The following is a 13723-nucleotide window of genomic DNA, read 5'->3' as shown; positions in this document are numbered from 1 at the left end:
TCAATTCTTGGGGTTTGATTTGTCCTAAGTCAAGTGACTGTAGCTATATAAGCAATCCAAGGATCTTGAAAGAATGCTTTTAGGTCTGCTTCCACAGTTAACTGCGGATTTAATCACCTTCAGGATAACCCATATCATTTAGATCAAAGCGATCGCAAGTAGCCCTTCCGATTATCGCTTCTAGTTCCGCAATTTCTTCCAATGCAAGTTCATCTGCTTTCTTTTTGTCTAAAAGTAGTTCCATTCGATCTTGTAAGCGATCGCTAAACTTAAACAGACTGAGATCACCAGTTTTCCTAACAGTGATCTCATGGAGAAATAGCGAAGGCTTACTAAGAGTTGTAACCATAAAATTTCTGTAACAGCCTAATATGCAAGTATCACAACATCTGGCATCAGAAAGTATTTATGAGCAAACATCAAAAAGATACTCATCATATTTTAGCTACAAGATTAGGCGATCGCACTTTTAGCTAGCTGATTTCATGAGAAAGGCGATCGCTTTGAACCTTTAGAAAACTCATAGCGATCGCCTTTCAGTTTATAGATTTTGCTAATTTGCTAACGCAAAATCAAGCAAATATTGATTACACAATTGCTTGGTTTGCAACATTGCTATTGATTGCTTCTCTAAGAGAGCGAACAGTCGCAATCATGGAAACCACATCATTCAATTGGTTAACGGCAGAACCAACACCAACACCCGACGCACCAGCAGCGATCGCCATTGGTGCAGTGATATTACTCAAACCAGAAGCGCACATTACGGGGATAGAAACGGCACGGCTAATCGCATGGGCAGCAGCGAGGGTAGGCGATGCTTTTTCGATCGCACCGAGTACACCTGCATGGGTTGGAGCGGAACTCGTACCACCTTCAGTTTGGATGATGTCTGCTCCAATTGCCTCTAGTCTCTCCGCGAGGGTAACTTGCTCGTCAAGGGGCAAAGTGTGAGGAACCGTGACGGAAATTGCAGTATGAGGCAACAATGCTCTGGTTTCTTGGGTAAGAGCAATAATTTCATCGGTGGTGAATACCCGACCTTGAGCATAGAAGCTGTCGTAGTTACCAATTTCTACGAGATCTGCGCCATTAGCAACGGCTTCTACTAACTTGCTAGATTCCACTGCGGAAACACAAATAGGTAAAGAGCAATTAGCCTTAGCGATCGCAATGAGTTCAGCATCAGCAGCAATGTCAACAAATGTTGCGCCACCGCGATCGGCTGCTTGCACGACCATTTTCACGGAGTCGCGATCGAAGTTTTGCAAGCCACTAATGATTTTTAGAGCGCTACGACGGCTGAAAGCATTTGCCAAGGTAATAGGTAAACGTGACATAATCTGTGTCATCCTAGATAGACTAAATATTTAGATGTACGACTACTTTAACGCGATTTTGGGTAAAACCCAAAGAGTACAGGTCTGCATATCCTACTCTTTGGGCTTCTATCGCTACAGTCATTTGAATGAGGACAAATCAAACCCCAAGAATTGAGTGGTGGCGCTTCGCGTCGCTACTCAATTCTTGGGGTTTATGTCCTAAAAACCATAACAACATAAAAGCCAAAAGATGAATGGCGGCGCAAAGCGCCGCCATTCATCTTTTGGCTTTTATGTCCTGATACAGTTGATAGCAGCTATATAGAGCCGCTACACAATGCCAAAATCGACATTTAAAAGAACTTTGCTAAAAGAACTCTGCGGTGATACTCACAACGGCTTTACAACTAGCATTAGGTTCTAGAACAGTTAAATATTCTTTGGTATTGAGAGCATTACGAGTTGCACTCCAAGGCTCTAGGCAATAGAAGTCCTTGCCCTTAACTGTCCAAAAAACAAGATAGGTATAGAAATCATCGTAATTGATCGCAATTTTGAGATTGCGATCGCGATCGATAATTGAGGTTGAGCGGCTAGAGAGATTACCAAATACGGAATCAATCTCATCTTGATCGAAGTCAAACTTACCATCAAAGGCAAAGTTCTCTTTGGTGCGATTATCTTCATAGCGAACTGAAGGAATATGAGCTTCGATTTGATTTTTGTCGCCACAGAGAAAGTAGGGATGGAAGCCAGAAGAGAAAGGCATCGGTGTCGAAGAGAGGTTTTTGTACTCCTGATGAATCTCTAAGGTATTTCCCTTTAGCACATAGGTAAAGGCTAAATGGAAGTCAAATGGATAGACAGCCTTAGTTTTTTCGTTACTAACTAGCTCAATCGTCACACTTGCTGCGTCATCGGTCTGCTGCCCTACAGCGCTCCAAGCAGATTCACGGGCAAATCCATGCTGTTTGATCTTGTAGTCTATGCCGTCAATATCATAGGTATCATTGGGCAAATTACCACAGAGAGGGAATAAGATGGGATTTCCGCCTCTAACACTCAAGTCAGGATGGGTAAATCGCTCAGTGTCAAGATAGAAAACCTCTTGTCCATTGATCCGCCAGCTTGTCACAATGCCACCGCGCTCTGGCACAACTTCTATTTGAGAACCTGCGCTCTTATCAGACAAGACATAGGTTTTGTATTGCTTTTGCTCGATAGAAACTGTATACACAAAATTTGCCTTGTAACATTTCAGAAATAATTATATAGCAAAGGAGAATTATGGTTCGTTCCTATCTTGCTTTTTGACCGCACATCCAAAGGGATAAGCTGTGTAATAGGTGCGATCGCGTTTGCCAAACAATTCATATCGAGTATCGCGAACTTGGATATAGACTGAATCCCCCAGATTTTTTAGGGGTGACATCGCGCGATATGCCCCAACTAAAGCCTTCCCCAAGGGTAACAGTCGCACAATTTCTTCAGCCGCATCACTGCCTTGCCATCTATGGGTCGGTTCCGTGAGATCGATGAGGATCATTCCCATTTCACAATCGGCAGAGGTGACATTTAACTGTCGTAAGTTTTCTTCATCCTGCATCGGCACATAGCTGAACAATTTACCGCGATCGAAATTCGATAAAAGTCGAACAAAGCTAACACAAAGATTACAATTACCATCATAGATTACGGCATAGGACATAGACATATATGACTATTACTTCGGCTCTTGGTGGTTGCCACATCAGTTAAAGAATAAAAAATGGGAAGTGCTTGTCACTTCCCATTTTTTATTCTCGATCAAGTTAGCTACAGGCGACAGGTTCGCCCAATTCTTTGGGGGTAGCAAAGGAAGTACCACAACTGCAAGACTTGCTAGCGTTAGGATTGCGGAAGCGGAATCCTCCTCCAAGCAAATCTTCGGTGTAGTCGAGTTCTAGTCCTTGCAACTGGGGCAAATTGCTATTATTAATCACAATTTTTACACCATTGCATTCATATTGATTGTCATCCGCTTCAAGTTGATCGGCAAAATCCATCAAATAAGATAAGCCCGAGCAACCACCTTGCTTAATGCCTAAACGCAGAGGTGCAGAGGTAGCGCGTTGGCTTTGGAGGTTTCTTACGCGAGCGATCGCTGCGTCAGTCAATGTAATCATGCGAAATTTTCCTATATGCGAATCGTGCTAATGGCAATCTTAGTCTTCTAATAGGACAAGCGCAATACTAGCGAGGGAGACATTTGTATAGCCAGCCACCTTGACTGCTTTGTAAAGGGGCTTAGTAAGAGGAAATTTATGTACGCCCAGCAATCGCACACCTTGATCTAGCAATAGTCCAGACTTAAAGTGAAAATTGCGATGTAACTTTATCGCTTTAGCAAGCTTAGATTTAGCTTTGCAGCAAACCATGGTTTTTCTCCAAATAATTTTGACAGCTATCTCTATGTTATCGCAAGTACCAAAAAGTGTGGGGTAGTGTGGGAGGTGTAGTTATACCAATTCACGAAAGTGTGACAACACTTTCGTGAATTGGTATAACGGTGGTGGGACATTTTTGATCCGTAAGAGCCTTAGCGTAAAATTATCTGTATCTTCATCGACCTTTTATCTGTTTATCTGTTAAATTATGCAATTTGCCGATCGCCTCAAGCCTTTACAATTTAATGTCTTTGCCGATATGGATCGGGCTAAAAGTGAGGTCAGAGCCACAGGAATGACCGTCATTGATCTATCCCTTGGTTCCTCCGATCTCCCGACAGAGCCATTTATTTTAGAAGCGATCGCCAAATCTTTAAACGATCCCCATACTCATGGCTATTCTCTATTTGGAAGCACCTTAGACTTTAGGGAAGCAGTTGCCGCATGGATAAAACAACGCTTTAGCCTCACAATCGATCCAGAAACAGAAGTATTACCTCTCATTGGCTCACAGGAAGGTACAGCCCATTTACCCCTTGCGATCCTCAATCCTAATGATTTTGCACTTCTGCAAGATCCTGGCTATCCATCCCATTATGGCGGAATTCATTTAGCAGGTGGTCGCGTTTATGGAATGCCCCTATTAGCGGAAAACAACTTTTTACCAGTGTTTGCCGATATCCCCGCCGCAGTCCTCAGTCAAGCCAAAATGATGGTGTTAAGCTATCCCCACAATCCCACCACCGCTACCGCCACGCTGGAATTTTTAAAATCAGCAGTTCAGTTTTGTCAAGCGCATAATCTCGTATTAGTGCATGACTTCCCTTATCTCGATCTGATTTTTGATGGTTCAACGCCACCCTCAATCTTGCAAGCCGATCGCGATCGCTGCGTTAGCATCGAATTTTTTACCATGTCCAAATCCTACAATATGGGCGGGTTTCGCGTAGGCTTTGCCGTCGGTAATCGCGAACTAATTCAAGCTTTGCGCCAAGTTAAAGCGGCGGTGGATTTCAATCAATATCAGGGGATCATGCGCGGCGCGATCGAGGCTTTGGCAAGCGATCGCGCATCGATTGATCGTGTAGTTAGCGCATTTCAAGAGCGGCGCGATGCGATGATTGATTCGCTCAAGGCGATCGGCTGGGCAATTCCCACACCTCAAGCCACCATGTATCTTTGGGCAAAGTTACCCGATCGCTATGCCCATGATTCAGTTAAATTTTGTCTAGATCTAATTAGCTCGACTGGCATAGCCCTATCTCCTGGCAAGGGTTTCGGTCAGCATGGAGAGGGTTATGTCAGATTTGCCTTAGTCCATCCACCAGAGATTTTGAGAGAAGCTGCCCAAAGAATCGGTACATTCTTACAACTTCAAAAATAAAATTGGAATGAAACCATTCTGCGTAATACGAATGGCAACAGATGCAGTATTACTTCCACTTTTGTAGGCTTTATTTGTTAAGATTAGCTTAAACCTTGTATACATTGAAATCACTACAGCTTGCCAAAGACTAAAATAAATCGCTTAATACCACTAGCCGATTGAAATTTGTCGATGAAAGTCGCTATTGTTAAAGTCACATTTACAATCCCATTTGTATTGTTGTAAAGCTATAATTTGCAGCGATTGATATGGTAAATAAACTACGATCTTAAGGTAGCAAGCGCCAAGTGGTGCAAGTCAGAACATAATGCTGAGGATTTGAGGATTGATTCATGGCTTCCAACAAAAACAACCCAATCAAAGGTCAAGGTGTTAACGAACCAGATAAAAAGCAATCGCTCCAATCTGATGCTGCTGATGTCGATTGGATGATTATATCGGATCTCAGTACGCGAATTGGCGGAGTTCCTCAGCAAAAGGTAGAACCAAATCAAACCAACCCACCCCCATCCTCACAACCATCAAGCGCCCAAACGACTGAGAATGATCTTGAGGATCTTGAATGGTTGCGATCGCTAGGTTTGGATGAGCCAATTGAGCGATCGTCCTCCCAAAGAAATACATCCTCAAATAGTTACGCTAACAAACCTCAAGCAAAAGAGTCTGATAGCGATCTTGGGAATATTGATTGGCTAATTGTGACCGATCTCAAGACCAGAATGGATGAGCCTGAGAATAAGCCCAAAGCTGATTCTGCAAATCCAAGGATAGATCCAGTAAAAACGACGCTCCAGCCCTTACAGGATATAAACATTGGTCTTGATGACGATTTCGGATTAGATGAATTAGACTTTTTGGGAAATGCAGATCTTGCCGAGCTAGATTCTCTGGGACTTGACGCTTCAGATTCTTTCAGCCTAGATTCCCTCCAAAGTATTGGTAACGAGGAAGGCAAAATCTCTGGATTAGCGGAGCTATTAGAAGATAGTGATGACTCAAGTTTTGATTTAAGTGCTGAGGGAAATGATCCTGATTGGGATAGTATCTCAAATTTATTAGAAGAGAATTTTGAGAATATCCCTAGTCAACCTAGCCTTAATATTGACAGTGAATATGCAGTAACGGATGACCAAGACCTCAACATTTTCGGAACTGATGGTGACAACAATACTGAAGATTACTATGCAAACAGTGAGTTAAATTTAAATCCCGATCTACCATCCAATCAACCCTACAATGATTATAGTGATGAATTTCAAGATGATTTATTACATAACGATTTAAATCTCTCTGATGAATTTCAAGATGATTTATTACCTGATAATTTAGAAATTCCTGAAGATCTATCTGCCAAATCCCCAGAAGATCTGCTCATTGAAGATCTATCAATGAGTAACGATTTTCAAGACGAATTTCCATCAAACCAATCTATAGATCAAGATCCACAGAACCTGTTTCTGGGAGAAGGAGTTAGCAATCCATCTCCAGAAATAGCTAGCAATCTAGACGATGGCTTCGGCTCAATACAATCCTTAGAAGCTCTGGATACTAGCATAACTGAAGACGAGATCTGGTCAAGCAATCCATCAGATCCAATCGCTGTCTATGCATCCACAGCGATTGATAATGTTTTTGATAATAATTTTGACGATGCCTTTACCAATGATTGGGGACAGGGAGTAGCACCAGAGATCGACAATGATGCGGTTTGGGATAGCTCTCCTAATGTAGCTGCTGCGGCAATTTCGGACACATCCATAAACAATGCCTTTGGCACATTTGACGATTGGCAGAATTTGCCATCATCAGACTCAAGTGACTTGGAAGAGAATGCTAGATTTGATTTGAACGCTCCCGTTCCCAACCTTGCCGATATTGACAATGAATTTGCCCCTGAGTCGAATTTAGGATCTGCAACATCCCCTGAATTTCAATTTGAAGAATCTTTTGAACAGATCGATCTGGGTGAACAGAGCGATCTGAGTAATGATTATTTAGAATCTGCAATTGAAAACGAGGCAAACTGGAATGTAGAATTTGCCAATGACGCAATTGGTAATGAGTCAGATTGGAATGCTCCAGTAGAAAGTGCCTTAGAAAGCGCATTAGCAGATCCTGAAAATCAACTTATTGATAGTATTGAAAATGATGCTGACTGGAGTGCCACTCTTGAAGCCGAGATCGATGCTGGCAATGATGCTTGGCAAGAGGATCTAGTGGATGACTATTTGCCACCGATCGAAGAAACCTCAGAGATTTTTAACGATGCATTGTTAGGTACTGTTGATAGCGGTTTCTCGGAGAAGTCACTTAATCCCTATACCCTAGTCCAAAGTGACAGCATGGCAGAGGCTGTTAATTTAGAAGTTCCATCGGTTGCCTACGATCAGTTTGTCGCTCCATTAGAAGCAACAGCACTAGATAATTCACTAGATAATTCTGACCAAAATTTTGATCGCCAATTTACTGATTTTAATGAATTTGCCGATCGCTTCGATCAGTTCGATCAGATTGATGAAGATATCAGTGCTGAATTTGAAAATAATGCTTTAAGCCTCTCCGAGCCGTCTCCCCCACCCTTGTCAGATTGGAAAAATAACAATCCACCTAACAACGAACAAATTACTGATTCCTATTATGCAGATGATTATGCAGATGACGACCTTGCTAATTATGTTGATAATGTCAGTGCCGATAGTTTTTCTGCCGCAATACCATCAGGACAGTTCGAGGATTATGACTTAGGAAATGAGAATAGCAATGAAAAGATTTCTGAATCACTAATAGCCGAAAGAGCTAATGATTTAGAGAGTATGCTAGATGAAAATTTTGATTTAGCTTCCTTTGATGAGGATAGTTTGCCCGAAATCCCTATGGCTGAATTTGGTCTTGGCGCTGTTCCCACAACACTCACCCCCAATCGCGCAAACTCTCCATACTCAGAAGATTCCTTTACTAACTCATCAGCATTCCCCCCACCTCCTTCCCTCAATTCTGTCAGTGTACCTCCTCCAGTAGATCGCTTTGAAGATGCTTTATTAAGTGAAAGTATTTTAGACAGCGATTTAATCAGTGGTAGTTATGAAGTAGATTTGCATGAAGAGGCTATGGCTAACGATTTACTCAATGGCTTTACTTCGCCATCAGGGGTATTTGAGGAGACTGTCTCGACTCCAACGAGGGTTCCTTCGCCACCTACAAATTTTGGAGCACCCTCAAATTTTAATCTAGGCACGGGTGATAGTGACTTTTTAGACGATTTCGACTTAGATAGTATCGATCCTACGGGTGGCGACTTTGATTCTAGTTTTCGTACTTCGTCAATATCTACGGGGCTAACGCCACCAATGCCTGCGCCAAAGTCAGTTGCGCCAATGCCTGCACCAATGCCTCCAAATCTTCCCCCTCTGTCAAAGCAAGAACCCACTTCTCCATCTCTCAATAATCCACCTCCACCACCTTTTTTACCACCCTTACCGCCAAAAAGAAATCCCCATCAGGGTGTTAATCCTAAACCTCCCTCAGCAGCCAATACCAGTCTTCCCCTACCTCCTACTAATCCTAGTCGAATGGCTAATAAGAAGGAAGAAGATGACTTCGATCGCTTCCATGCTCAGCCAAATCCGCAAAGTCGCAAACCAATCAATTCTATTGATGAAAGTTGGTCAGAGTTATTAGATGCTGATACAGTTCTATCTGGCGGAAGACCAACGACTGGCTCTTCTTACTCAGATACCAGCGGTAAGATGTCTTCGAGTGGAGGAAACTCGATGGGGAACCCCTCCTATGGTAGAGATAGAAACTCGGCTCATACCTCTAAACGCAAAGATACTAACTTGCCCGATTTTAACGACCTTGGTCTAGAAATCCATGATGACAATACTGATTGGTCTGGGTTACTGGATAGCGGAGATCTTTCAGATAACATCACAACGATCGGACCTCAGGGTACGCAAATGCCGTCCCGTAGCCGAAGCCTGCCTATATCTTCTCCCCGCACCGATGCAACAGGTGTAAGTGAGACGCGAGAAATCCCCCGCGATCGCCGTAAACCAGCCGCAAATTTTGGTGATTCGACGCAGGCGCGTATGGGTACGCCTCCCGATCAAATTGATTTCAACCGATTTACTGAGGAGAATTACGGAGCTTATGGTTATGAGCCACCCGCACCACCGCCAGCCCATAAGCCTGCGCCGAGTAAACCTAAAATGTCGATGCCAAGTGTTAGCTTGGAATCCTTATGGCAGGATTATCTTAAAATCCCTACGATTGGGCTAGGCGCGATCGCTGTAGTGTTTTTAATCTATGGTTTAGTCAATAGACCCATCTTCGACTTAGGTTTACGGTGGGGGCTATTCAAGGATGCAAAAGGGAAAGACTTCACGAATGCGGACTTTAAGGGAGCCAAACTGGATAACGTCGATTTCAGTAAAGCGACTCTTACAGGGGCAAAAATGCAAGATGCCAGTCTTGTCGGCGCAAATTTCCAAGATGCAAACCTTGATGGCGTGAATTTCACCAATGCCAACTTAAATAGAGCCAGATTAATCCAATCCAGCATAATTTGGTCGGAATTCAAAAATGCTCAAATGGTTCTTGTGGATTTGGGAGGTTCCGATTTAACTCGTTCTAATTTTATTGGCGCTAATATGGAGGGTGCGAACCTCAAGAATTCTAAAATTGGCGCTCAAGGCACGGAAAAGGCAACAAGATTTAGCCCCACAGTTCTTTTAGCTTGGCAAATCGTTAACGAGCCTCGCGAAGGTCGAAATCTGGCAGAGCAAGATCTGTCGGGATTGAATTTGAGCTTTACAAGTCTTAAACGAGCTAACCTTTCTAACGTTAAACTCAACTACACAGACATGACTAATACCGATCTGAGCGGAGCTAATCTCACTAGCGGTCAGGTCAATGGAGCCAACTGGAGTGGGGCGAAGCTGAATGGAATTAATCTAACAGGTGTTACTTTTGATAAGGCAAAACTTCCCAAAACCGATGAAGAGACAGTTTGTCCTAATGGGAAAAAAGGACCCTGTAGCTTTTAAGGGAAGTCTTTATAGGTGAAGGTTTGCCGTAAATAAACTTAAAAATCTAGAGGCTTTATCACTTGCATTGCAAGCGATAAAGCCTCTAGATTTTCTCTTATACCAATTCACGAAAGTGTGACAACACTTTCGTGAATTAAAAACTAAACCTATAGCTGCCGCCAGTTTTGTTAGGACAAAATCAAAACCCCAAAGAGAGTTGCCGCGCTCCGCGCGGCAACTCTCTTTGGGGTTGGCGGCAGCTATAGTTATACCAATTCACGCAAGTGTGACAACACTTTTATGAATTAAAAACTAAACTCAGTAAGGTTTTGAGATTTCCAAAATGGCGTTGCCATTTTGGAAATTGGTATAACTACAAAATCGAACCGACATTGTGAGAAGATTTAGCAGTTAGAAATACAGTTATGTTTTCGGCTAAACAGATCAATGAGATATTTGCTGCGTCGCTTGTTTACTTGGGTTGCGATCGCTCTGATTACAGTAACATCCCTATTTGCCTGTACCAATGGCAAAATCATCAATAACCGCAACAGATTAGGAATAAGCGATCGCACTGACGAACGTATCGTTATCGGCACGACTAGTAAAATCCGTACCCTCGATCCTGCCGATGCCAACGAGTTTTTTATTAGTAATATCTTTTACAACTCCCTCGAACGCCTATACACCTACAAAGAAGGCTCTAACGAGATCGTGCCCCAACTGGCGGTAGATATGCCAAAAGTTAGCGATGATGGCTTAATCTATACCGTGCCAGTAAAAACGGGGATCAAATTCCACGATCGCACTAATTTTAATGCCTATACGATGAAATTTGCTTTGGAACGTTTCATGAACTCCAAAGGAACGCCAGCATATATCTTGGGAGATGTCATCGATGCCATTTCCGCCCCGAACGAAACAGAATTGATTTTCAAGCTCAAAGAACCTCTCCAGTTTTTCCCTAAACTCTTAGCCTTCACAGGTGCTGCCGCGATTTCACCACAGGTTTACAAACATATCAAAGATGAGAAAACTGGCAAACTCTTGTTCTTACCCGATAAGTTGATCGGAACTGGTCCCTATCAAGTAACACAATTTGTTGAAGGTAGCTACTTACGCTTAGATGCATTTCCCGATTACTGGGGCAAGAAACCCGTAAATAGGGGCATTGACATTCAATTTTTCTCTTCTAATGCCAACTTACTCAATGCCTTTAAGACGGGTGCGATTGACATCGCTTTTCAAACACTCACGCCAACTCAGGTTAAGAATGTTGAAACCAATGCAAAAGCCAATGGCTGGACGATCGCTTCTGGTCAAGGAGCCACTATTCTTTACATGGTGCTAAATACACAGCAATCTCCACTCAATGATGTACGGGTGCGCCAAGCCCTAGCCGCAGCGATCGATCGCCCGCTGTTAGAATCACGCATATTTTTCAATCAGCGATCGCCTCTGTACAGCCTAATTCCCAGTGCCTTTGGCGAATCTATGCCCGTATTCGAGCAAAAATATGGTGATAATAATGGGAAACTGGCTCGACAATTACTGGAAACCGCAGGATATTCCAACGAAAAACCTGCGCAAATTACAATTTGGTATTCCCCAAAATATGGAGGCAATGGCGATCTCATTGCCAGCACTTTACGTGCTTCAATTCAAAAAAATGTTGGCAAAATCATCCAAATTAAAACCGAAAGGGTCGAAAACACCGTTGGCTATGCTTTCCTAGACAAGGGAGTGTACCCAGCATACTTACTCGATTGGGTACCTGATATTCTCGATCCCGATAACTACATCAAACCCTTTTTAGAATGTGAAGAAGCTGAAGGCGATCGTTGCAAAAAAGGTGGTAGCCAGTTTCAAGGCTCGTTTTACAATAATCCCCTAATAAACGATCTAATCGCCAAGGAAAGAAAAGAGCGCGATAGTGTTAAGCGATCGCAACTACTCCAAAAAATCCAAGAGATTTTGGCTCAAGATGTTCCCTTCATCCCACTATGGCAAAACAAAGAATATGCTTTTGCTCAAAAAGGAGTAGATGGAGTAAAGATCGAACTAAACCAGCAACTTCCCTATTGGAATATTTCTAAGCAATAATCTAATACCAATCCCCAAAATGGCGTTGCCATTTTGGGAATCTCAAAACCTTACTGGGTTTGTTTTTTAATTCACGAAAGTGTGACAACACTTTCGTGAATTGGTATAAGGGACTTGCCACCAAGAAATAGAGGTGCGGGGCAAAGCCCCGCACCTCTATTTCTTGGATGGGATTGGTCATAGCATCTTATGGCTCCTGATGTAAAACTAGAAATTAGCCCCCTCGTTGAAATCGACAAGCTCGGAATGCGATCGATTCGTTCATTGATTCGTTTCGCTGATTGTCAGTTGGTAAGAGCTAGATTCTCCATTCATAGTACCAACCCAGATCTCATATTTTCCTGCCATCCAAGCACCTGACAATTCGGGATTTTTGCCACTACGACAGTAAACACCATCGGGTCCTTGGACGAGCAGGGAAAGATTGCGATCGCTAATTAACTTCAATGCTAAAAAACCAAAGTTCTTTTGTAATGTCAAAGAATGATTAGCAGACTGCTGTGTTAAACCTTGACATTGTCCATTAGCTTTGCGGTTAACAACTGACTGCAATGGTAAACCTCCACTTGCATTCCCAGTATAAACCTGAGGATCGGGAGTGAATTTCGGGGAGATCGGTCTTAAGGCTTCCTGACTCATCGCAGGGGTCGCGGATAGAAAAATTGCTATTAGGGAGTATCCCAATACAGCGATCGGTAGTTTCAATAATTTCATTTTTGACGTATTTCACTTAAAGACAATGTGTAACCAAAGGAATGGTTAATATTTTTAGAACCAACCCAAACCTGATAAATTCCCTTAGGTAAACGGCGACTGGCTTGAGGATTGCGTCCACCAGCCTCACCGTTAGCACAAATGACAATACCATTTGGTCCTTTAACCAACATCGTAGGCTCATCATTAATATTGCTTGTATAAATTAAAAAATCCATTAAAGGAAAAGTTTCGGTCAAAGTAATCGTGTGATTGGGTTTAGCATTGGAAAAGCCGCGACAATTATCAGCAATTCCTGCAATGCTGGCAATACTGACATTCCCCCCAGCGTTTCCGTCTAAAGTGGCAGGATCAGGGCGAAAATTACGTCCAAGCGTGAGCGCACTTTGAGCAAAGCTAGGTGTAACGTTCGTCAAAGTTATGGCAATACCTGCTAAGGCTCCCCAACCTAAATTAAAGATGTTGGAATGACCAATTTTAAAAACGTTCATAACTCACTCCATGTAGGATGCATTAGCAACGTAGATGCATTTCAAGTGTATTGTTTGGGATTCATGTTGCTAAGGATCATGACCAAATTACTGCCAATCTTGTTCCTAAGGATAAGTTTATAGCGATTCTTGAATCTGGGTAAAGAGATTTTTGGCAATTTCTAAAATTTAGGCAAACAACAAACCAGAAGCATATATAGCTACCTCCAGTCTTATTAGGACAAAATTAAAACCCAAAATCATGTTGTCGCGC

11 protein-coding genes are annotated in these 13723 nt (G+C 42.7%); 3 read left to right on the top strand and 8 right to left on the bottom strand.

Going from position 1 to position 13723, the window contains the following annotated elements; translation table 11 throughout:
* Positions 1–109: 109 nt before the first annotated feature.
* The 6 genes from AC805_RS04615 to AC805_RS04590 all read right to left on the bottom strand — a co-directional run bounded on the left by AC805_RS04615 (position 110) and on the right by AC805_RS04590 (position 3739).
* Positions 110–349, bottom strand: coding sequence for a hypothetical protein (locus AC805_RS04615; protein WP_055074325.1), 240 nt, complete (start codon positions 347–349; stop codon positions 110–112).
* A 238-nt stretch (positions 350–587) separates the two neighbouring features.
* Positions 588–1340, bottom strand: coding sequence for a DUF561 domain-containing protein (locus tag AC805_RS04610; protein WP_055074324.1), 753 nt, complete (start codon positions 1338–1340; stop codon positions 588–590).
* Positions 1341–1689: 349 nt separating this feature from the next.
* Positions 1690–2559 (bottom strand): aldose epimerase, encoded by an 870-nt coding sequence (locus AC805_RS04605; RefSeq protein ID WP_055074323.1) that lies wholly within the window; start codon positions 2557–2559, stop codon positions 1690–1692.
* 48 nt (positions 2560–2607) lie between these two features.
* A complete protein-coding gene (locus AC805_RS04600) occupies positions 2608–3030 on the bottom strand; it encodes a DCC1-like thiol-disulfide oxidoreductase family protein (RefSeq protein WP_055074322.1) in 423 nt (140 codons plus the stop codon).
* 103 nt (positions 3031–3133) lie between these two features.
* The gene (locus AC805_RS04595) at positions 3134–3487 is read right to left on the bottom strand and encodes an iron-sulfur cluster assembly accessory protein (RefSeq protein WP_055074321.1); all 354 of its coding nucleotides are present in this window, start codon (positions 3485–3487) and stop codon (positions 3134–3136) included.
* Positions 3488–3526: 39 nt separating this feature from the next.
* Complete coding sequence (locus AC805_RS04590; RefSeq protein ID WP_009625423.1) at positions 3527–3739, bottom strand: hypothetical protein; 213 nt, start codon at positions 3737–3739, stop codon at positions 3527–3529.
* A gap of 217 nt (positions 3740–3956) precedes the next feature.
* Between AC805_RS04590 and AC805_RS04585 the strand changes: the two genes are divergently transcribed.
* The 3 genes from AC805_RS04585 to AC805_RS04575 all read left to right on the top strand — a co-directional run bounded on the left by AC805_RS04585 (position 3957) and on the right by AC805_RS04575 (position 12265).
* Positions 3957–5132, top strand: a complete 1176-nt coding sequence (locus tag AC805_RS04585; protein ID WP_055074320.1) for an LL-diaminopimelate aminotransferase — start codon at positions 3957–3959, stop codon at positions 5130–5132.
* Between the two features lie 335 nt (positions 5133–5467).
* Positions 5468–10180 (top strand): pentapeptide repeat-containing protein, encoded by a 4713-nt coding sequence (locus AC805_RS04580; protein ID WP_055074319.1) that lies wholly within the window; start codon positions 5468–5470, stop codon positions 10178–10180.
* A 429-nt stretch (positions 10181–10609) separates the two neighbouring features.
* Positions 10610–12265, top strand: a complete 1656-nt coding sequence (locus tag AC805_RS04575) for an ABC transporter substrate-binding protein (protein ID WP_055074318.1) — start codon at positions 10610–10612, stop codon at positions 12263–12265.
* A gap of 261 nt (positions 12266–12526) precedes the next feature.
* On the opposite strand, the gene AC805_RS04565 is transcribed toward AC805_RS04575, so the two are convergent.
* The gene (locus tag AC805_RS04565) at positions 12527–12979 is read right to left on the bottom strand and encodes a hypothetical protein (protein WP_055074316.1); all 453 of its coding nucleotides are present in this window, start codon (positions 12977–12979) and stop codon (positions 12527–12529) included.
* Positions 12976–13470 (bottom strand): hypothetical protein, encoded by a 495-nt coding sequence (locus AC805_RS04560; RefSeq protein ID WP_055074315.1) that lies wholly within the window; start codon positions 13468–13470, stop codon positions 12976–12978. The genes AC805_RS04565 and AC805_RS04560 overlap by 4 nt, the downstream gene beginning before the upstream one ends.
* Positions 13471–13723: the final 253 nt, after the last annotated feature.

Source organism: Pseudanabaena sp. 'Roaring Creek' (assembly GCF_001402795.1).
Classification (GTDB): domain Bacteria; phylum Cyanobacteriota; class Cyanobacteriia; order Pseudanabaenales; family Pseudanabaenaceae; genus Pseudanabaena.
This window is presented reverse-complemented; position numbering and strand designations above follow the sequence as displayed.

Excerpts from the sequence above, each read along its gene's own strand:
- AC805_RS04585 (WP_055074320.1), top strand. The coding sequence starts at position 3,957 with ATGCAATTTGCCGATCGCCTCAAGCCTTTACAATTTAATGTCTTTGCC.
- AC805_RS04575 (WP_055074318.1), top strand. The coding sequence starts at position 10,610 with ATGAGATATTTGCTGCGTCGCTTGTTTACTTGGGTTGCGATCGCTCTG.
- AC805_RS04565 (WP_055074316.1), bottom strand. The coding sequence starts at position 12,979 with ATGAAATTATTGAAACTACCGATCGCTGTATTGGGATACTCCCTAATA.
- AC805_RS04560 (WP_055074315.1), bottom strand. The coding sequence starts at position 13,470 with ATGAACGTTTTTAAAATTGGTCATTCCAACATCTTTAATTTAGGTTGG.
- AC805_RS04615 (WP_055074325.1), bottom strand. The coding sequence starts at position 349 with ATGGTTACAACTCTTAGTAAGCCTTCGCTATTTCTCCATGAGATCACT.
- AC805_RS04595 (WP_055074321.1), bottom strand. The coding sequence starts at position 3,487 with ATGATTACATTGACTGACGCAGCGATCGCTCGCGTAAGAAACCTCCAA.
- AC805_RS04610 (WP_055074324.1), bottom strand. The coding sequence starts at position 1,340 with ATGTCACGTTTACCTATTACCTTGGCAAATGCTTTCAGCCGTCGTAGC.
- AC805_RS04600 (WP_055074322.1), bottom strand. The coding sequence starts at position 3,030 with ATGTCCTATGCCGTAATCTATGATGGTAATTGTAATCTTTGTGTTAGC.
- AC805_RS04590 (WP_009625423.1), bottom strand. The coding sequence starts at position 3,739 with ATGGTTTGCTGCAAAGCTAAATCTAAGCTTGCTAAAGCGATAAAGTTA.
- AC805_RS04580 (WP_055074319.1), top strand. The coding sequence starts at position 5,468 with ATGGCTTCCAACAAAAACAACCCAATCAAAGGTCAAGGTGTTAACGAA.